Source organism: Roseibium algicola (genome assembly GCF_001999245.1).
GTDB classification, from domain to species: Bacteria; Pseudomonadota; Alphaproteobacteria; order Rhizobiales; family Stappiaceae; genus Roseibium; species Roseibium algicola.
The window spans coordinates 2,447,477-2,467,500 of the sequence record NZ_CP019630.1; the positions used below are offsets into that span (position 1 = coordinate 2,447,477).

General features: G+C 50.7%; 19 protein-coding genes, 1 tRNA gene and 2 rRNA genes (1 of these 22 cut by a window edge). 14 read left to right on the forward strand and 8 right to left on the reverse strand.

Annotated features, from left to right (window positions below; all coding sequences use genetic code 11):
• Positions 1-641 precede the first annotated feature (641 nt).
• From B0E33_RS11390 to B0E33_RS11400, 3 genes are all read right to left on the reverse strand, one after another.
• The gene (locus B0E33_RS11390) at positions 642-1,412 is read right to left on the reverse strand and encodes a hypothetical protein (protein ID WP_077291287.1); all 771 of its coding nucleotides are present in this window, start codon (positions 1,410-1,412) and stop codon (positions 642-644) included.
• A 279-nt stretch (positions 1,413-1,691) separates the two neighbouring features.
• The gene (locus B0E33_RS11395) at positions 1,692-2,123 is read right to left on the reverse strand and encodes a hypothetical protein (RefSeq protein ID WP_077291288.1); all 432 of its coding nucleotides are present in this window, start codon (positions 2,121-2,123) and stop codon (positions 1,692-1,694) included.
• Positions 2,124-2,135: 12 nt separating this feature from the next.
• Complete coding sequence (locus tag B0E33_RS11400; protein WP_077291289.1) at positions 2,136-2,642, reverse strand: antirestriction protein ArdA; 507 nt, start codon at positions 2,640-2,642, stop codon at positions 2,136-2,138.
• 504 nt (positions 2,643-3,146) lie between these two features.
• On the opposite strand from B0E33_RS11400, the gene B0E33_RS11405 reads away from it, so the two are divergent.
• Positions 3,147-3,398 carry a helix-turn-helix domain-containing protein gene (locus B0E33_RS11405; RefSeq protein WP_028482377.1) on the forward strand — a complete coding sequence of 84 codons (252 nt, stop codon included), beginning with the start codon at positions 3,147-3,149 and terminating at the stop codon, positions 3,396-3,398.
• A 39-nt stretch (positions 3,399-3,437) separates the two neighbouring features.
• Positions 3,438-4,700, forward strand: a complete 1,263-nt coding sequence (locus tag B0E33_RS11410) for a type II toxin-antitoxin system HipA family toxin (RefSeq protein WP_322853558.1) — start codon at positions 3,438-3,440, stop codon at positions 4,698-4,700.
• A gap of 140 nt (positions 4,701-4,840) precedes the next feature.
• Here B0E33_RS11410 and B0E33_RS11415 read toward each other — a convergent pair whose 3' ends face one another.
• Positions 4,841-5,527: a hypothetical protein gene (locus B0E33_RS11415; RefSeq protein WP_077291291.1), complete on the reverse strand. Its 687-nt coding sequence runs from the start codon at positions 5,525-5,527 to the stop codon at positions 4,841-4,843.
• Positions 5,528-5,601: 74 nt separating this feature from the next.
• Between B0E33_RS11415 and B0E33_RS11420 the strand changes: the two genes are divergently transcribed.
• The 9 genes from B0E33_RS11420 (at position 5,602) to B0E33_RS11455 (ending at position 15,328) form a co-directional block, all read left to right on the forward strand.
• Positions 5,602-6,789, forward strand: coding sequence for a CBASS cGAMP synthase (locus B0E33_RS11420; RefSeq protein WP_077291292.1), 1,188 nt, complete (start codon positions 5,602-5,604; stop codon positions 6,787-6,789).
• Entirely contained in the window at positions 6,789-8,450 is a 1,662-nt protein-coding gene (locus B0E33_RS11425; RefSeq protein WP_077291293.1) for a ThiF family adenylyltransferase, read from the forward strand. Before B0E33_RS11420 ends, B0E33_RS11425 begins: the two co-directional genes overlap by 1 nt.
• Positions 8,447-8,911 carry a Mov34/MPN/PAD-1 family protein gene (locus B0E33_RS11430; RefSeq protein WP_077291294.1) on the forward strand — a complete coding sequence of 155 codons (465 nt, stop codon included), beginning with the start codon at positions 8,447-8,449 and terminating at the stop codon, positions 8,909-8,911. The genes B0E33_RS11425 and B0E33_RS11430 overlap by 4 nt, the downstream gene beginning before the upstream one ends.
• 534 nt (positions 8,912-9,445) lie before the next feature.
• Positions 9,446-10,864 (forward strand): Shedu immune nuclease family protein, encoded by a 1,419-nt coding sequence (locus B0E33_RS11435; RefSeq protein ID WP_077291295.1) that lies wholly within the window; start codon positions 9,446-9,448, stop codon positions 10,862-10,864.
• A 143-nt stretch (positions 10,865-11,007) separates the two neighbouring features.
• The gene (locus tag B0E33_RS11440; protein WP_156912388.1) at positions 11,008-11,616 is read left to right on the forward strand and encodes a hypothetical protein; all 609 of its coding nucleotides are present in this window, start codon (positions 11,008-11,010) and stop codon (positions 11,614-11,616) included.
• A 5-nt stretch (positions 11,617-11,621) separates the two neighbouring features.
• Positions 11,622-12,305: a hypothetical protein gene (locus B0E33_RS31105; RefSeq protein ID WP_167579530.1), complete on the forward strand. Its 684-nt coding sequence runs from the start codon at positions 11,622-11,624 to the stop codon at positions 12,303-12,305.
• A gap of 1 nt (position 12,306) precedes the next feature.
• Positions 12,307-13,368, forward strand: coding sequence for a VWA domain-containing protein (locus B0E33_RS11445; RefSeq protein WP_167579531.1), 1,062 nt, complete (start codon positions 12,307-12,309; stop codon positions 13,366-13,368).
• Positions 13,369-13,371: 3 nt separating this feature from the next.
• Positions 13,372-14,898 (forward strand): type IV secretory system conjugative DNA transfer family protein, encoded by a 1,527-nt coding sequence (locus tag B0E33_RS11450; protein WP_077291298.1) that lies wholly within the window; start codon positions 13,372-13,374, stop codon positions 14,896-14,898.
• Between the two features lies 1 nt (position 14,899).
• A complete protein-coding gene (locus B0E33_RS11455) occupies positions 14,900-15,328 on the forward strand; it encodes a hypothetical protein (protein WP_077291299.1) in 429 nt (142 codons plus the stop codon).
• Here B0E33_RS11455 and B0E33_RS30895 read toward each other — a convergent pair.
• Positions 15,294-15,722 (reverse strand): hypothetical protein, encoded by a 429-nt coding sequence (locus B0E33_RS30895; RefSeq protein WP_148634925.1) that lies wholly within the window; start codon positions 15,720-15,722, stop codon positions 15,294-15,296. The two genes, B0E33_RS11455 and B0E33_RS30895, sit on opposite strands and share 35 nt — an antisense overlap.
• 558 nt (positions 15,723-16,280) lie before the next feature.
• On the opposite strand from B0E33_RS30895, the gene B0E33_RS11465 reads away from it, so the two are divergent.
• Genes B0E33_RS11465 through B0E33_RS11470 form a run of 3 tightly spaced genes read left to right on the forward strand, consistent with a single transcriptional unit; the run spans position 16,281 to position 18,145 of the window.
• Positions 16,281-16,463, forward strand: a complete 183-nt coding sequence (locus B0E33_RS11465; protein WP_077291301.1) for a hypothetical protein — start codon at positions 16,281-16,283, stop codon at positions 16,461-16,463.
• Positions 16,464-16,465: 2 nt separating this feature from the next.
• Positions 16,466-17,020 carry a recombinase family protein gene (locus B0E33_RS31385; protein WP_228148084.1) on the forward strand — a complete coding sequence of 185 codons (555 nt, stop codon included), beginning with the start codon at positions 16,466-16,468 and terminating at the stop codon, positions 17,018-17,020.
• A 39-nt stretch (positions 17,021-17,059) separates the two neighbouring features.
• Positions 17,060-18,145 carry a recombinase family protein gene (locus B0E33_RS11470; RefSeq protein WP_265733570.1) on the forward strand — a complete coding sequence of 362 codons (1,086 nt, stop codon included), beginning with the start codon at positions 17,060-17,062 and terminating at the stop codon, positions 18,143-18,145.
• Here the strand turns inward: B0E33_RS11470 and B0E33_RS11475 are convergent.
• The 3 genes from B0E33_RS11475 to B0E33_RS11485 form a co-directional block, all read right to left on the reverse strand.
• Positions 18,102-18,178, reverse strand: a tRNA-Met gene (locus B0E33_RS11475). The genes B0E33_RS11470 and B0E33_RS11475 overlap by 44 nt on opposite strands.
• Before the next feature lie 249 nt (positions 18,179-18,427).
• Positions 18,428-18,542, reverse strand: a 5S ribosomal RNA gene (gene rrf / locus B0E33_RS11480).
• 201 nt (positions 18,543-18,743) lie between these two features.
• Positions 18,744-20,024 (reverse strand): 23S ribosomal RNA (locus B0E33_RS11485) (it continues 1,442 nt past the right edge of the window).

Genomic DNA, 20,024 nt, shown 5'->3' on the forward strand with positions numbered 1-20,024 from the left:
TAGCTCGTCTACGCCGCTCCGATAGACCGGACGCAGGAGGCCTCGCGGTCATGTCCAACACGGGTGAGCGGAAACGCGAACTGGCGCGGGCAGGCACTTGACGGCAGGCCACGTTCGGTCAGGACGAATGCGTTAAAAGACGGGCTTTCCCTAAGCCCATAGGCGGGTCACTGGCTCCTCAGTACTTAAAACCAATCCAACCAACCAAACAACGCGCCGTTTGCGTTGCCCTACTCGCTCGGGTCTGAGGCATTTCGGTTCTGGCATGAGCTGATCTGCGGATGACAAGGAACGCTGCGCTTTCCTGCTCCACGTTTGATGTTGCGCCCCTGACGGGTGTCCTGCCGTGCAGCCCCTGCGCCTCCCGATCCCATGACGACCCGAACGGTTCGGGTCCAAAGCGAAACGGAGGTTGTTATGAGAGGATGGATTGGACAAGACGCACTGCGAAGACTGCGGGATCAAGAGCTTTATGGGCTACGCTCACTGCTCTTTCGCGCTCTGACCTGCCCGCAGATAGATCCAGCGGATCTGCCTGCAATCCGCGCCACACTGACCGCTATCGAAGCCGAATTGGCATGGCGCAGCCAGACTCCGTCTCCTGCGCCTTAGCGGAGACGGTTGAGCCCGAATAAAAGCTTTTATTCGGGCTCGGCCAAAATGGCATCATCGATCCGGCGAAGGCGGCGACGAATTGCCTTGGATTCGGACGCGCTAACTTCTTTTGCGGCATTCAGGGCTTCCGAAACTTCACAGTCTTTTTCTGGAAGCTCTTCTCTAGATTTTTCTTCTATTTTTTTGACTTCTTCTAATTGGCTAGAAGATATCTCTGGGTCGCCTTGTGCTCTTTCATAGAGGGAAATACCGTCCAGGCAATCAGCTAGAGCCTCTAGCGCCAAAATAACATTTCGCCGCGCAGCTTCTATGCGATGGGTATCACGCATCAATCTTTGATGGGTTTTGAGCTTGCTCGCAATACTAAAACACTGGGACGACATATTGTGAGCCCATTGCGAGTCAACGGGTGTTGAAGCATATCCAAACTCACCATCGTCATCAAAATCGTAAAGGTGGTTCATTATCTCACGCAGTAGTGAATCCACCTCCTTCTCCATGTATCCGGCACGCCCCTCAATTCCCTTTAGTCGGCTGACTATGGCGGAGCGCGCTGCAATATCTTGCTGCAGTTTCATTTTTTGAAGCTGAAGCCATGCCGGGCGGGCGGCGACAAAGGCCGCAACAATTGCAAGCCCCGCACCTGTAAGGGTTTGATATTCGCTGAAGGTGCGCACAACAATGCAGAGTTTCGTCTCACATACCGCAGCCGGGTCGAGCGGGACGATCATCGCGTTGGCTGTGGCCAGTAGGACGAATGTATAAACGCTTATTGCGCCGATGAGCGGATAGTTCAAACGAGCCCCCGTAGCTTCAACCCCTAGTGGCGCATGGCTATACTAGAACTTCAGGCAAAAGGCGACTTACACACAAAGACGCTTGCCGATTTTGTCCATGCAAACGGGCAAAATCGGCTCAAAAATTTCATAGGGGCTTTGCCCCCGCTGCGGGACAAGGGGAACCGAGGCTCAGGCGGAGCCTTGCGCCCGCACCATCCCCTTGCGCTTATTCGCTTTCCCTTGCACCCCCACATTCGCCATGGGGCAGAAGGGCAAGAGACTTGCCCTTCCTACCAATCAAAACAGGTCGAGTTGTGAAGGTATTGAATCCAGCTTCTGCAGATGGATGAAATCATTCAGCAGATGGGAGAATTTCAAGCTCATGGCAACATGCACATCATCGCAGATCCTTGGACTGGTATCAGGCTGACGGGTTTTTCTGTAGGCGGATAGGTTCCTTACTGCCCTGGGATAACCGCTCATGTCTCTGTGCAGCCCATCCATGATTTCAGCGCGGATCTTTGATAGAACTTGCGTGCGTTTTGGCTCGGGCAGTCTATGCGCGGCATCGATTTCTTCTGCCCTGTAGCCGCGCCGCTCAAAACGCTGCGCATAGGCCCAGATTTGCTTCAAGGTGGGTCGCTTACCGCCAAGCAGATAATACCAAGGATGTCCTGCGCAATATCCGCCGCACTCCAATTCTATTTCCAGGGTTTCGGTCTGTGTCATGTTTCCCTCCCCTTACGCGCAGCGATAGATGAGGGTTTCACCAGCGATCACCGTCTCGGTGTAATCCACCGAGAGATCACGGGCGATAGCATCATAATCGAGATAGTATTGCAGGCGTTCGGGGATCTCCCCGAACAAGCCTTCTTCAACAAACTGCTCGGCCAGCTCGCGCATGCTGGACACATAGTAGATGTCCAGATCCATGCCACCGATATGCCCCAACACACGCTCGATGTCATAGCCGCATTCACCGACAGCCAAAATCACTGTTTTCTTTTCGTCTTCGTCAAGCTCATCAACAGCACTGAAATAGCTTTTCAGATTGGCTTGATTGATCCCGTAGGCTTTGGCGAGTTCGCAATAGATTTCATCGCCATCGATAAACTGAATCTCGAATTCTTCGACGCGCTCGCCGTAGTGGTTCACGGCCTTCGCCGCCTTGGCCTGATAGTCTTCAAAACTTTCGAAATAAAAGCCGTTTGCTGAAATGTCGTAAGGCTGAGCAAAGAGATAAGTCATTGATAAATCCTCCAAATAGAAAGTGGGTTGTTCATGCAACCCTGCTTCCGGCCGAGGATGGAGATGGGAGGGGCTAAGGAAAATCGATGCCGGGTGGTGCGGGCGCAGGCAAAGCCGAGCCACGGCCAGTGTCTATTTTCCTTGCGGGGAGAAAGAGGCAGAGCCTCTTGGCTTCCCCGATCAAAGTGCAAAGCGCTGCTACGCAGCTCAACAATCACGCGTCAGGAATGGAAGCCGAATGGCCGAGACGACAGGCTCGGTTTACGACAACCCGCCAGGACGCCTTGGAATTGGTCTTGCGTTTTGTGAGTCTCGCTGCAGTGTCTCGATTGAGTTCAAAGCGAGGAGCATATTTAACTCGACCAGCCGCCTTCCATTTCCACTCTATGAGCTACAGATCATATCGACTCGTTATGATCCACGCATCATAATGACTCCATATGAGCCGTAAATCATATTGACTCTTTATGATTTAAAGATCATAGTTAAAAAAGGAGTCGACATATGAAACAGTTAGCACGAACACCAAAAGATATAGGCCACGCCATTCGTGAAGCACGAAAGGAACGCAGGCTCTCTCAAACAGAACTCGCCTCAAGAAGCGGCCTGTGGCAGGAAACCATTTCCAAGATAGAAAACGGCGTAGCGAGCACCAAGATGGAAACGCTTTTTGACGTGCTTGCGGCTTTGGATCTTGAGATCCAGGTACAACCCCGCAGTAAGGGTGTGCCGTCCTCTATGGACGCGCTGTTTTAGATGGGACGCCGGAGAAGCTATCAACCCTTGAGCGTTTTCATGAATACGCGCCATGTTGGCACGCTTACGCGTGAAAGCACGGGCGCCATCAGCTTCGCATATGACAAGAGTTGGCTGGCTTGGGAAAGCACTATGCCCGTTTCCCTTTCCTTGCCCCTTCGCAAGGATCGGTATGTCGGCGCACCCGTGATGGCCGTATTCGACAACCTGCTTCCAGACAACGACGACATCCGAAAACGCGTTGCCGAACGCGTCGGTGCCCAGGGCACAGATGCTTACAGTATGCTTTCGGAAATTGGACGTGACTGCATCGGCGCGCTGCAATTCTTACCGGAAGGAGAAGAACCGCAAGCGACCAGCAATCTGAGCGGAGAACCTGTCAGCGACAAGCAAATCGAAGAGATGCTAAACGACCTCGATGTTGCGCCTCTGGGTATCCGTAAAGAGAGAGATTTCAGGATTTCCATCGCGGGTGCGCAGGAAAAAACCGCGCTGCTCTACCATGAAGGCCAATGGATTGAGCCATCGGGAACAACGCCAACAACACACATCATCAAGCCGCAGATAGGCAAGCTGCCGAACGGCATGGATTTGTCAGACAGCGTTGAAAACGAATATCTGTGCCTGAAACTGCTTGAGGCATTTGGCTTACGCACAGCCAATGTCGAAATGGCGACGTTCGGAAAACGCAAAGCTCTTGTTATCGAGAGGTTTGATCGTCGATGGGCGAAGGATGGCCGTCTGATCCGGCTACCGCAAGAAGACTGCTGTCAGTTGCTTTCAATCCCGCCGACAAGAAAATACCAAAATGAGGGTGGCCCCGGCATCGTTGAAATTATCGACAGACTGCGCGGGAGTGATGAGCCGACGCAAGATCGGCTGGACTTTTTCAAAGCAAATATTCTGTTCTGGCTGATGGGCGCGACAGATGGCCATGCGAAGAATTTCAGTATTGCACTTATGCCTGGCGGCCGCTTCCGCATGACGCCGCTTTACGACGTGCTAACGGTGCAGCCAACTTATGATCAAGGCCAGATCCAGCGGAAAGATTTCAAGCTGGCCATGCGCTTTGGCAAATCCAATCATTACAAGATCGAGAACATTTACGGGCGGCATATTCTCGAAACGGGTGTCGAAGCAGGCTTGTCAAAGGATGCCGTAGGAAGCCTATTCGATGAACTTCATCACGACGTTCCAAAGGCCATTGAAAAAACGATAAAGGAACTTCCGAAGGGATTTCCGGCTGCTTTGATTGACTCAGTTCAAGGAGCAATTTCAAACCGTCTAAAACGGCTAGAGTGACTGATACCCCCCAAAACTTGGACTTCAGCAATTTGCGGTGATCAACACCGCGAAAGAACATTCTGACAAATTAGCTCTGCTCATCGAAAGTTTGCGCTACTTGCAAACCTAATTAGATTCATCGTAGCCCCAATATCTGGTTAGTCGACACGAGTAAAAACAGCACTAGATGCGGTATTCATAGCGCGTTGCCACATTCTAGCAGTCCAAACGAGCCCTTTGAGCTGATGCTTTTCAAAATCATATTCTAGCCGAGCAGCCCCATAAAACTCGCTGTCGTCAGATACGTTTCCAGTCAAATTTTCCTGCTTGTAAATGTAGCAGATGCCTGGATCTCGGAGACCGTTACGAGGAAACGGATCAACGCTGATCGTATTGGATTTGTCGATGGGAGTGTTGCTTGCGGGATTATAAAGCTTCATCTCTATGGTCCACCAGCTTTGAGAAATCTCCGCCTCCAAGACCATGGGTGTTAGTTCAGCGAGTTCGGCTTCGGGACACCGCCGCATGTCTACCGCTGAATCTGCCGATTCTGCGGCCTCAAGTAGTTGCAGCTGGCGCGGCCAGTTTGAATAGAGTTCAACTTTCCACTTGCCGTTCAGGTCTGGAAACACAAGCCTCTGCAGATAGGGGAATTTCTTCCAAAAAAACCTCCAAACAGGGTTTAGCAACAATGCGCTAAAAAGAAACCACGCAACGGTCGGTATGGACGCGATACGCAGGGTTAGTTCGGTCAACCCAGTCAAAGTGTCAAATAGAAAATAGAGGCCAACAACTAGCCAAGCAAAAGCGACAAAAATGATCTTTTTGGGCAGAATCCTGTACATAGTTTTACCTTATAGGTTGTATCAAGGTTGCGGAAGTCCTAAATTGAACAAAACGTGATCAAAAGGGACGATTCGTGACCTTAGCTAATGCTCATGCCTTGTTTTGCGGCCTGAAGTCCACCCCAAGTTATTTGGCAAATCTTACAATCGACGATGAAGAGCGTAAGGGGCTCCTGGATGCGCGCAGAGCAATCCGCGCCACTCTAAAATCAGCGGCGAAACACCTTGTCATAGAGGACAAGTATTGGCAGGAAGGAAGTCGTTTCAAGGATTCCTGGCGCCAGCGTCCCGACACAATTGAGCTCAAGTTCATGACCCAAGGCAGTTTTGCCTATGGAACATTGAATGCACCTGCCCAAGCGCCTTGGCAAGAAATCGATCTCGACGATGGAATGTATGTTCCGGTAGATTTTCTTGAAAGTGGTGAACCTGCGCTCGCTGCCAAGGCGCTCTTTGAGTTTGTGGAGACTGCCCTCAAACCTCTTTGTGACGAGAATGACTGGGGAGTTACCCAAAAAGCAAACTGCGTTCGTGTAAAGCTCTGGCACGGCGCCCATATTGACATTCCGATTTATTCAATCCCGCGTATTAAATTTGGACAGCTCGTCGAAGCCGCAACAAAAATGGATTTTGCCGACGGGCTTTTCTCGCAGAAACGCATCTCTCAAATGAATCGCCTCCCTTCGGATCAGGTAATGCTCGCGCGCAGAGATGGCACTTGGGTTCAATCTGACCCTCAGCAATTACATGAGTGGGTTCAAGCAAGAAAAGACCGTTTCGGAGCCGTATATTTAAGGCTGTGCCGCTTCTATAAAGGGTGGAGGGACTTCATTTGGATCGATTCCCCTCTCTCGTCCCTCTGCATCATGCGCACCGTTGAAATGGCCCTCAATGAATTTGACGGCTTCCCCTCTGATGAACGGGATGATGAATTGATTTTGAAAGTGGCAGAATTGGTTCCCGGTTACTTCGATGGCAAAATTAGCAATCCTGTCCTAACAAACCTGCACTTGAATGAGTGGAAAAAAAAAGAGAGGGCAGTCATCGTTAAAGCAGCCAATGACCTAAAAGATGAAATGACCTCGGCACTTCACCGAACAGGCGATGCTGAACGTGTTGTTCAGAAACTTCGCGACCGTTTTGGTGATAGAATTCCATATCGCCCCGATGCGGTAAAAATTGGCTCAAGAATCGAAGCTGTGCAACAGTCTTCCCCTGATAAGGTCGCAGCTCCCAGCGTAATTGCTTCAACATCTGGATAATGGACAAGACCAAAGCCATTCAGATTATCGACGCGACCTTAAGGGCTAGAGGCTTTGAATATATAGGACCGGGTTCTTGCGACTATCAGGGCCCCGTGAGTGTTCACGGCAAGAAAATCGACATCAAATTATTCATTCCTGACGTTCATTTTGCCAGTAAGGCAAAAGCCTACTTGGTCGATAGAGAGCAAATTCCTCTTGAGACCCTTGCTCATATTGAGAGTGAAGATGGCATTTGTTACGCGTCAGGAGCTGGGCTTCCGCTTGATATCTATGAACCCGGACAGGCGGTTTTGCGTATTCTGGCCGAAATTGAGCGAACGCTGGAGTTATCTTACAAAGGACGTGCGCGCCAAGAAGTTGTCGATGAATATCAATTTTATTGGGATGCGAATTTGGGCATCCGCATATTCCTCCCCAAGTCTTTAGATAAAGGCATCTACAAAGCTTGGTCGTTCTTCGCGTGCGTCGATAGCGAGCCTTTATTCCTCGGTATCCATGACAAAAAGAAACTTCGCGGGTATGCAACCAATCATGTCAGGCCTGCACAAATATGGTACCTGTCTCAGAATATTGGCCCGGCGAATAGCATCAAGATCCCCTCTACATTGGCGGAACTTGAGATTTGGCTCAGTGGTCAAACTTTGACATCAAGTATGACTTGGGTCAAAGCCGAGAGACTTTTGATTGAACGCGGCACACTCGTTATCGCAGCCCCCAATGCTGCTGTTGGCTTCGACTTGGAAATACCTAAGATCCTGACGACTGCTGTTCAGCGCGGCGGTATACGTAAGGCAAAACTTCCCGAGATTGTCCGTGGAAAAAAACACGAAATAAACCTGAATCGCTACAGTGGGACTTGGTGTTCTATGGAGGATATTGCTTCAAGAAGCTATTTGGATAGCGCAAGCTTACAAAACACATCAATCGCTCTTGTGGGATGCGGAACAATTGGGAGCCACCTTGCTCGCATGTTGGTTCAAAGTGGCGCTGGAACGAATGGTAAGCTTACCCTCTGCGACAACCAGCTGTTGAGCGCAGGTAATATTGGCAGGCATCTCTTGGGCTTTTCCGCCGTAGGTGAGAAGAAAGCGACTGCGCTAAAACAAGAACTTGAAAGGTTTCACCCCCAGGTCAACGTGCACGCCGTCGCTGACGACGCCCTTGCGAAATGGGATATGCTGCAGAAATATGATTTGATAATTGATGCGACGGGAGAGTGGAATGTTCAGTCGGCACTCAACGATAATTTTCTGAACAATCAGGGCGGCAAACTCAAAGGCATTTTGCACTCTTGGATTTTTATGAACGGGGCAGCCGTTCAAAGCTTTCTAAACTTAAATGACGAGTTTGCGTGTTTTCGCTGTCTGAAGCCTAAATTCGATGGCCCTTGGCGATATCCTGCAGGCCATGAACATGATGAACTCAACTTGCAGCCTGCTAGCTGTGGAGAAGGTTCTTATGTCCCGTTTTCGGTTGATGCCTCCACAATGGCCGCCAGCCTTGCCAATAGAGCCGTATTAGATTGGGTTGAAGGTAAGCCAGGCAAGCGGTTGAGGACGGTCATAGTAGACATAGATCGCGGAAGAGGACAAAAACCTGTTTCCCCGAAGCCTTCTGTGCATTGCCCTGCCTGTGGGTCTAAACGGGAGGCCAATTGACCGAAGTACTTTTTCCGAACGCGATAATTGATGAACTTCGCCGACGAATTCAGGCGAGCCGTACAGGCAATGAACAAGGCGGCCTATTGCTGGGGTACCGAAAAGCAAACACACTGCAAATAACCAGCTATACGGTTCCCCAAAAATGGGATTACGCGACGCCCGTCTTGTTCAAGCGAAGTATGAGAGGACACAAGAAGCTCGCGCTCAACGAATGGCGCCGCTCTGGAAAGACGGTTGATTGGCTGGGTGAATGGCACACACATCCTGGCGGAGCAGCTGTTCCGTCCTTTACTGACAGGCAAAGCTGGCAGCGTCTGGTTCTCCACACCAAGAAACCAATGACATTTCTAATATTCTCGGATCATGGCCTGTATGCAGGACTACAGCAGCCTATCCCAATGAGTTTAAGGCAACTCCGGCAGATTGAAGAAAACGGCGGTGCAACGATGTTTGGCTGAATGATTTCTAAAACAAATACGCACAAAATCGGGCTCAGCCTCGATACGCTGACGCTCATCCAATCTGAGTAAGGTTGGTCAGGTTTCCAAAGGGCACGAAGGCTCGATGGTCGATGGGATGGCTCCAAGGAAGGGTAGCGCGAAAGCTTCCTTCCTGGTCAGGATTGTATAAGGGCAGGAACGCCCTTTGCTCTCGATGAAATCGTCTCCATGAAATGGTCTGGGGTCTTGGGGCAGGAACGCCTCCCAAGTCGATGGGTGCCGGGAAAGCGAAGTTTCCCGCGAGTGGCTCAATCCGGCGATACGGGTTGGATGGCTCTGGAATGGGTTCAATGCCCTGATAGAGCCACGGCGTGAGGGGTGCACGGGGAGAATGCAATGTCTCCCCTGCCAAGATAGGTTTTGTACTACAAAACACATCTTGCCTTCGACACAAGACGCAACCTAAAGATCGGTATTTACCTTTTTACAAGAATCCGGAAAACTACAATTTTCTCAAAAAGAGGATTTTAAAAAAATTTTGGGGAGGCCAACTTGAACAAAATCGAAGACGACAGCGATAGTGAATTTTGGGAAGAAATTTACACGCCAATAGATGAGCGGATTTCTATCTCGAAAAAGGAGATCGGAGACACCAAGGTAGAATACTGGCTGTCAGCCTCTGACGAGGCGATAGATTCACTTATTGAAGAAATGACAACCTCCCCTGAAATGGCAAATATTACGTCCTCAGAAAAGTGCCTAGCTCAATATGACACACAAAAAAGATCGCTTGAAATATTCCCGACCGCTACTTGGCTCGGGTATGAGCACACGTTTCCAAACAAATACGAAAAAATAGAATCAATTCTATTTGAGGACATTGAATACAGATACATTTCTTCGACAGCTACTCTTGAGGGGATGCTAAAGAAGACACCAAAATGCTTTATTCGCGAACCATTCAAAGGACTCGGCTTTAGGAAAGAACACAGATATATTGTAGAGAATATTGAGAAGTTGACTAACTGCTTGAAAATTGTCGTAACATACCGCAAAAATAAACGGAGTGACGACGAGTTTATAATAAATCCAAATACATTGGATAATCTGACAAAAGAAATAGATAATATTAACAGTCGTGCAAATGCCGCCAGAAATGAAGTAAAAGATACTACTTCGTATAATGCAATTGCAAATTTGATTGGCATTAAACCAAGAGACATTCGTTTTGGTCGCCATCCAATAAGAAAATTGGTCACACTAGCAGCGCTAGATGACTACAACCTTGACGAACACTCCCAACAAGAGCTACTTCAAGCCGTCGAGACGAATGCCCGTAGTCTAGTCCAAAAATCTCCCGAAAAAGTCGAGAAGCTTAAAGGTGATTTAGAACTCGCAACGCTTGATGATCTAATTTCTAAATTCGAAGCGAAATTGAAGCAAAATATAAGCGAACCAGACTGGCAAAAATTCCTTAAGTCGAATCCGATAATACTCAGCGTAGCTTCAAGCTACCCTCTTATATTTGTTGAAGACGAAGCCTCTATTGGCGGACGTAGAATAAATGGGAAGGGTGAAAAAGTAACAGACTATGTTTACAAAAACCAAGTCACCGACAATGCGCTTATTGTGGAGATCAAGAGGCCTAGCGAGGGGTTGATCTCGAAAGAATATCGTGGCGGCGTTTATTCAGTGCGCAGTGAAATTTCTGGCGCAATAAACCAAATACGCGACCAAAAGCATAAGCTAATAAAATCTCTTTCCGAACTAAAACAAAATGCGATTGAAAACGACGAAACTCTAAATCTCGAAACGTTTTCAGTAGATTGTTTGCTTGTGGTTGGTATGACACCAGAGGAAACGTCAAAACGTAGATCATGGGAGCTTTTTAGAGGGGGATTGGCTGACGTAGGTGTCATCACTTTTGACGAGCTACTTACGAAGCTGAAAAACATCCGAGCCGTTTTTTAGAAAACTGACTGCTGCGTTCCCGAGTTTTTCCTATCTGTAACCCATTTAACTTCTGAGTTTCGCCCGCAAGAAACTAAGATTACTTCCACCATCCTGAAGTCCCCGCCGAATAAGAGAGCGGGTGTTTCAACAAGGATGGTGTCATGCCAAACTCCAGAAAACCCTTCCACATGCAGCCGCCGCCGATGCCGGGTGGTGCGCCGATTGCGGAGATCGCTGCATTGGTCGGCACAGGGTGCCTTAAAGGCTGCATGTTGGTCTTGTTGTTCGGAACCTACTCCGAAACGATGGGAATGATGTCGAATGTGTATCTGTGCGATCTGCCAGGTGCCGGCGGCATCTTTTGCGGGATCGATGACGAGATGACCGTCTCGCATTTGCTCGCGTTTTTGCTGGCTGTCTTCAGCATTGCCGTGCCGATGGCAATCTGGTCGGAGGTGATCAGTCGCGGCATCTATCGCGATCCCAAAGCGTGGCTCTCCGATCCGACCAACAAGATATACGCGATCCTTGCCCTTGGTGTGTATGGCCTAGTCTTCGCGCTCGAAACGGTCAATCTCTACACACTGATCGCCCGTCAGTCTGTTGGTGGCCCCTTCCAGACCACCGATACGAACCCGATGATGGAGTTCCTTGCGAACAATCAGGGGCTCGGCGTCTTCGTCGCTGCGCTCGTTGCCATCGTGAATACCGTGCTTGGGCTTTTGGCCGTGCGTGCGGCCTATTCCTTGAAGACCAAGTTGGCGAGGTAAGCAGCATGTTGAAGAAAGCACTCGTCGCTCTGGCCGTCACCGTGTTTGGCATCTTGCCGAGTACCGTGACGGCAAAAGAACGAAATGAAATCGCCATCTTTCTGGTCATCGAAAACGGTGGCGTCGTTACGGATCGCAAGGCAGCCGAAACTTCGATCAACTACCTGCTCGGTGAACTGGTCAAGTTCCGCCGCCGCCGGGCTACCAAACATGCATTGATCCATATTGTTCTCTCGGCGAATCCTACCGAGGTCACCTGGTCGGGAACGCCAGCCCAGCTCTATGAACAGGGACACACGGTTCTTGAACTCATCAAGTTTAAGGACACCTGCTCGGATCTGGTCTTGGCCTGGGAGCAGGTTGAGTTGACGACAAGGATCACAATGCCGGACGAAATTCGCCTTATCGGCGTTGGCCCAATGATCAACGCAAGTTTCCCCTGCGATGAAGGCGACACGACGATCAAGTTGCCTCAACCTGCGCCAAAGAAATTGGCGCTCGCTGAACTAGCGAAGAAGGCCAGTCAGATCACGCTGTTGAACGTCCATGCCGATCAGGACGCAGTCTACCTTAACTACCTTCAGAAGGCGGGCATTCTTCGGCGTGCAAAGAAGGGCGAAATTGAATTCGATCTTATGGATGCTGCGCGCACGCGCGCAGCAAACGGCAAAATTCTGGAGGGCCGCTGATATGAAACGTTCCTCCAGTATAAAAAGGGTGATGGCTTCGGCCATCATCCAGTCCTTACTGGTTTTCTCGCCTGCCGAGGCGAAAATCCAGATCATCCCACAGGTCGAAAAGGCGCCTACGGTTCAGTTTGATCTGAAGCGGATGCTCGATTTTTCAGCCAGCGTCACCTTGAACGTTCGAACCGATCCGAGCCTTGTTCCATCGGCACGCGTGCTAGAAATGGTAAAATCCATCGACATCAAAGACGGACTTGGCATTTCGATTAAGCGTGGCTACGCGATTGATGCGCAACATGACCTTGTAATCGGGTGGTCAGGCGGCACGGCGGAAATTACCAAGGTGCAGAAAACGCCTTCTGGCTTGGTTGTCGCCGGGCTATTCAAAGATCATCAGGGGCGCATTGTCGTGCCTCCGCTTGAGCGGCTTGCCGCCTATGCAACGGCGGGTAAAGCCTTGTGTTTCGAGCGCACGATCATTGAGGTCGAACCGAAAACCTTCCCGATGACGTTCGTCATTCTTCTGGATCGCTCCGGATCAATGAGCGCCGTAATGGACGATGTTCGCAAATCCGCGTTGTCCTTTATTGATAACCTGCCGGACACGGCAACCTGCTCGGTCGGGGCATTTGCGGATACCACCAGTTTCGATGAGACGGAGGGACTGGGAACCAAACTCTGCCAGCCTTCGAACTTCGATTTGGACAAGATGGCCATCGGCGGCAGCACCAATCTGTTTCCTGCGCTGAACACCAGCTATACGTGGCTCAATGACATGTCCCGCCAGAACCATCAGAAGGCGGTCATTCTTCTCACGGACGGCGCGGTCACGGACAACAAAAACATGGGAACGCAGGTGCTTGCCAATAAAGGCGGCGCACCGACCTTTGTGTATTTCCTGGGTTCCCGTGAAGATCGCTGGCTCAAAGGAATCGCTGATAATTACCTGCAGCATACGGGCGATGTTGCGGGCACTCTTGGTCAGTATTTCGATGTGGTGAGCGAAGCCTACCGCAAACAGACTGTGCTCAAGCTGCGCCAATGCACTCAAACAGCGATGCCCTGACCTATGAGCGATTATCGAAACGCACAGGAGTGGGTTTCAGATATCCATCAGCATGGGTCGGCAAGGTGGGCGGATGCCGCCCACCTTGTATCTCGCGGCTATGGCCCGAATTCGCGTCACCTGCTTGGATATCTCCCATCCGAATTTTCCGACTATGGCGCAATGCCTGTCACATATGGCGGAGCACGCCACCAGCTTATTGTAGCACCAACACGCGGCGGCAAAGGTGTGTCAGGCGCAATTCCCCGCTTGCTCGACCATCCTGGATCGACCGTTGTCCTCGACATCAAGGACGGTGAACTTGCGCTCATCACAGCGCTCTATCGTCGCGATGTTCTCGGACAATACGTGCACATTATCGATCCCTATGACTGCGTTTGCAGCAAATTGGGACTATCACCCTCCAGATTGAATCCAGTCGATGGTGTAGGTCTGGAAGATCTTGATCCCTTCGATGCTGCGCTCGAAATCGCCGAGGCTTGCGTCATTCCTGACGGTCAGGGCGAAAGTCATTGGAGCGGTGAAGCCGCAGCAATAATCGCGGGTCTGATCCTTTCCGAAGCGCAACAAAGCGGCGATCTAGGCGGTGTGAGGAGGAAGCTCAATCGTGATGCTGAACAATTTGCCGAGCTCGTCGATCAAATGGCTCATAGTCCATATGAGCTAATCCGATCTGCAGCTGCTCGTATCCTGAATAAGGCTGACCGGGAGCTAAGCGGCGTTGTTTCTACGGCGCAGCGCAATACGCACTTTCTGGAAAGCAGCAGTCTGTCTTCCAGCTTGTCCGGCACTGATATCGATTTGCGCAATATCGGCGAGAATACATCGATTTTCATCGTTCTGCCGGGCCGTCGAATTCGCGCAGCAAAACGCTGGTTGCGCGTTCTGGTCTCCACCTTCATCAACACTGTTACAAGCCTTGAAGATAAGCCAGCCATCCCGGTGATGATCCTCTTAGAGGAAATGCCGACGCTTGAACGGATGGAAATCATCGAACGCAGTTTCGGCCAGATGGCTGGTTACGGCCTTCAACTTGTCTGCGTGGTTCAGGATTTCACACAGCTCAATGACCTTTACAAAAATCGCTGGGAAACCTTCATTGCGAACGCTGCAAGCGTGCAGTGTTTTGGGACAAACGATTTTTTCACTGCCCGCTATCTGTCTCAACTTGGCGGGTCTGGCACCATTGAGCGGTTAGCCTACGGTTCAGCACATCAGCGCGTTTCATTTTTCGGCTCACCGGATTATCGCTCGATGAGTGACGGGCTGGCTGGCCGCCTTCTAATCACGCCGGATGAACTGATGAGCCTTCATCCCAGCGTACAGGTCGTCAAACTTGCCGCATCACGGCCATTTATCGGCTATCGTCCAGTCTACTTTTTGGATCGGCGCTATCGTGATCGCTACGACCAGCCTCTTTATTCCATTCACCCGCACCACGCACACAGACCGATTGAACATTCAATCGATTTCACCGCTCCAGGAACGGATCTAGGGGCGATTCTGGCTGAAACTTTAGGGGTAGGATGATATGTTCGGGACGACGTTTCTGACGGTCTTAGTCAGCATTCTGTCATGGGGGTGCCTGGCGATTATCGCTCGGCACTACGGCATCGAACTGCCGCTTTTTCACAATGCGCTGATCATGATCGTCTGGTTGGCTGCCCCACCGATCCAACTTGTTGCGACCATCTATTCACTTTCGAAGGTGAGGTACTGGCGCAAGATGAACGAACTTCGTGCAAGACCGCAGCTTGGTTTGGGAACACGGCTTGCTCGGGGAGAAGCGATTGTCCAGCAAACACGACATCATCGATCGGGACTTGAGAGAATGTTGGGCTGGTTGATTTGGCTTGGGATTTTCAGCCTACCTTACTGGTTCGACCTGCCGAGCCCTGAATTTTGGGCGGGCTCGGCATTACTGATTACAATGGCAATTCGAACTGCAGTCCCCCGCTAGAAGGCGGATTTGAGTTGGTCGCAACAGGCCAATTATCATTTCCGCGAAGACGACAATAGAGTTCAATCATCCGAAGGCGTTCGTATTGGTGAGAGTAGCTAGCAGGCGCCATCCCCGATCCATCCGCCTTCAGAAAATTGGACATCCAACGATTTTGCGGATCACGGAAGATCGTGTCGATGTCACTCGGCATGTAACGTTTCCCGTTCTTGAAGAAAAAGCGATCCGTGTATTCATAGATCAACGGCAAGGCTTCAAGCCATGCAGCTCTGCTCGGAAGTTCTGCATGAGCTTGAAGGGCAGGCACCCAGACGTGATTGCGATAGGTTACCTTATTGACGAGCTGATGGTTTGAGAGGACAAAGATCGGTTCTTTGGTATTGTGCTGAGTCATAGTTGCGCCTCAAAATGACCAGTTTTAGCAACCGACGGGTACTCCACGTTAAGGATTTGTTAACTTTTTCCCGACGACATTTTGAGAGTGGCACTTTTTTCCACAGGTGATCAACCCCATGATTCTGCTCAGTGAATCGGATTTCGTATTCATTCGCATACAAGTCTTTGATCCTGAATCAGAAATCTTCTTGAACTTTTTTTCGCCGCCCGAATTTTTTTCCGAAACTGTGTGAAGCAGCTTCTAGGTTGTTTCCCAAAAATTTCCAGTACCGTCTCCATGCAGGTGAGCGATGGGGACGATAAGGCACTGCAATTGAATTTTGAATTGTCGCCGCAAGCCTGAAAGGACCCCGGTTACACACCGCAACGAACCAAGAGCCCCACTAAGATTATCTCTAACGCAGGGAGGTGATCATGGCGAACGACTCAGCTATTCTTTCGTACAGAACTATACTTTACGGTTGTATTATTATTTTACATAATGCTACTATAGGTTATGTTGGCATTTTATTCGTATTTTACTTTTTTATTCATTTTGATCTGAAAGGCGGCTATTATGAAGCATAAGCTATCAGATCAAATTTGGCTGCGTGCCGTCCGCGATATTGACGATGCAGAAAAGCGCATCAAGTTGGAAGGCTTGGTACGTTTTCTGGCAAGAAACGCAGCGGAGGCGGATTTCAATCAGGAAGCCGCTGAGAATGGGTCTGAAGAAAACAATTTAGAGAAAGACCTGTAATCATGAAAAATGCCGTTATCTACGCCCGCTACTCCACTGACATGCAAAGCGATGCCTCTATCGAGGATCAAATTCGTATGTGTAAGGAGAAGGCCGAGAGAGACGGTTACACAGTTGTAAACTGCTATTCCGATCACGCCATCTCAGGCGCGTCCATGATTCGCCCCGGCATTCAAATGATGATGCAAGATGCAGCGGCTGGAAAATTCTCCATGGTTTACGCCGAGGCGCTGGACCGCATGTCCCGTGATCAGGAAGACATAGCCGCAATTTTCAAACGCATGTCGTTTTCGGACGTGGCCATCACTACTTTGTCCGAAGGCGGGATTTCGCAGCTTCACATCGGGCTTAAAGGAACGATGAATGCCCTCTTCCTCAAAGACCTGGCCGACAAGACCCGTCGCGGCTTGCGAGGTCGCGTGGAGCAGGGAAAGTCGGGCGGCGGTAAATGCTACGGCTACGACATCATTCCTGGCGACGAGAAAGGCGGTCGCACAATCAACAAGATGGAAGCAGCTATAATTGTTCGCATCTGTCGCGAGTATGCTGCTGGCTAATCCCCCAGAGCTATTGCACAGCAGCTCAACAAAGAAGGCATTTCCGGGCCTTCAGGTAATGGCTGGGGTCCGAGTACGATCAACGGAAACCGCAATCGCGGTACGGGAGTACTGAACAATGAGCTTTATATTGGGAAGCTAATCTGGAATCGCTTGCGGTACATGAAAGATCCGAACACAGGCAAACGCGTCTCAAAACTGAATGATGAAAAAGACTGGATCATTCAGGACGTGCCGGAACTAAGAATTCTGGATGAAGAGCTTTGGAAACAGGTCAAAGATCGCCAGGGTGCAATAAATAAGCACAACAAGCCTCTTTGGGCGAAACAGCGCCCTAAAAATCTGTTTTCCGGTTTGATCAAATGTAGCTGTTGCGGCGGTGGCTATTCCATGGTTTCGCAAACACATCTTGGATGCTCGACCGCCCGTAACAAAGGAACATGTAACAACCGCAAGACCATTAAACGCGAGAAACTGGAAGAAGACGTTCTCAAGGCGCTTCGCACCCATCTAATGGATCCAAAATTGAGCGAAATGTTCTGCGAAGAATATACGCACCACATGAACGAGCTTCGCCGGAACCACAACGCCGCTCTCGCTGGATATCAAAGCGAACATAAGCAAGTTAAGAAGCGTCTCGACCAAATGGTTGAAGCCATTGCTGATGGCGCTCCTGTAGCCCCTATCAAAGACAAGATGCATGAACTGGAAAACAGGCGCGTAGCACTGGAATCCATGCTCACGGATATTGTAGTCGCACCGCCAATGATTCATCCCTCTATGGCCGAACGATATCACGCTCAGGTACAGACATTCATACAAGCTCTGAACGCCGAAGAAACACGTTCTGAGGCTGCAGACGTTATTAGATCACTGATCGAGAAGATTGTGCTTACACCGGACGAAAGCGAAAACCGTCTGGTCGCCGATCTTCACGGTGAACTCGCTGGAATTCTTGCGATTTCGGCGGATAGGAAGTCTCTTTCCGAGGTGGATGAGACTGAACTTGCCAGACATAAGGCTTTCTTGGGATTGGAGAAATCCGAGGAAAGCGATGCTGGTTCAGACCAGCAGGACAAGTTGGTTGCGGGAGCAGGATTTGAACCTGCGACCTTCAGGTTATGAGCCTGACGAGCTACCGGGCTGCTCCATCCCGCGTTGTTTTTTTGTTTGTCCTTGGCGCGCTGGGCGTTTGGTCAAACTGGGTTTGGTGCCTTTTGGGCATACCCTTATGTTTCGGTTTGACCGGAAGACTGCGCTGATATGGGATAAGAGATCCGGAGCGCAGCGGAGGCAAGGCCGAGTGGCCGCCGGCCGGTCAGGCCGCCCGCGCGGAGCGCAGCCCTTTAGGGCGGTGCGCGCGTGAGCGGCAAACAAGTTGAAGATGTTTCAAATTGCGATTGGCAGGCCTGGCGGCGACCTACTCTCCCACACCTTAAGATGCAGTACCATTGGCGCTGGGGAGTTTCACGGCCGAGTTCGGGATGGGATCGGGTGGGGGCTCCCCGCTAGGGCCACCAGGCCGGCGAAGCGCAATTTGCGTGAACTGGTCTATATATTTTTTTGATGTTTTTGTCGGCCTCGCCTGGGACGAAGGTTCCAGGACGTTGGCCGTATGGATCATTTCAAACGCGCTCAAGCAGCCCGAAGGGCGGTAGCGCACTTAAAATGATCTTTTTGATGCGCCAGGGGCGCATCCAAAAGATGAACATTGACTAATGAGAGGATCAAGCCGAACGAGCTATTAGTAAAGCTAAGCTTCATGCGTTGCCGCACTTCCACACGCTTCCTATCGACGTGGTGGTCTTCCACGGCTCTTCAGGGAGAACTGGTTTTGAGGTGGGTTTCCCGCTTAGATGCTTTCAGCGGTTATCCCTTCCGTACATAGCTACCCTGCAATGCGGCTGGCGCCACAACAGGTCCACCAGAGGTACGTCCATCCCGGTCCTCTCGTACTAGGGACAGATCCTCTCAATTCTCCTACACCCACGGCAGATAGGGACCGAACTGTCTCGCGACGTTCTGAACCCAACTCACGTACCACTTTAATTGGCGAACAGCCAAACCCTTGGGACCTGCTCCAGCCCCAGGATGTGATGAGTCGACATCGAGGTGCCAAACAATGCCGTCGATATGGACTCTTGGGCATCATCAGCCTGTTATCCCCGGCGTACCTTTTATCCGTTGAGCGATGGCCCTTCCACGAGGGACCACCGGATCACTATGGCCGTCTTTCGACTCTGCTCGACTTGTCAGTCTCGCAGTCAGGCAGGCTTATGCCATTGCACTCAACGAGCGATTTCCGACCGCTCTGAGCCCACCTTCGCGCGCCTCCGTTACCATTTGGGAGGCGACCGCCCCAGTCAAACTACCCGCCACACACGGTCCCGGATATTGTTGTACCGCGGTTAGATATCCATGACGACAAGGGTGGTATTTCAAGGGTGACTCCACAAGAGCTGGCGCTCCTGCTTCAACGTCTACCACCTATCCTACACATGTCGTGACGAATACCAGTGTGAAGCTGTAGTAAAGGTGCACGGGGTCTTTCCGTCTGACCGCAGGAACCCCGCATCTTCACGGGGAATTCAATTTCACTGAGTCTATGCTGGAGACAGCGGGGAAGTCGTTACGCCATTCGTGCAGGTCGGAACTTACCCGACAAGGAATTTCGCTACCTTAGGACCGTTATAGTTACGGCCGCCGTTTACTGGGGCTTCAATTCGGTGCTTGCACACCTCCTCTTAACCTTCCAGCACCGGGCAGGCGTCAGACCCTATACGTCGCCTTACGGCTTCGCAGAGCCCTGTGTTTTTGATAAACAGTCGCCACCCCCTGGTCTGTGCCACCCCACAACGGTTGCCCGTCGTGAGGTCTCCCTTCTCGCGAACTTACGGGAGCATTTTGCCGAGTTCCTTCAGCATAGTTCTCTCAAGCGCCTTGGTATTCTCTACCAGTCCACCTGTGTCGGTTTCGGGTACGGTTTATACGGTGGAGCTATTTC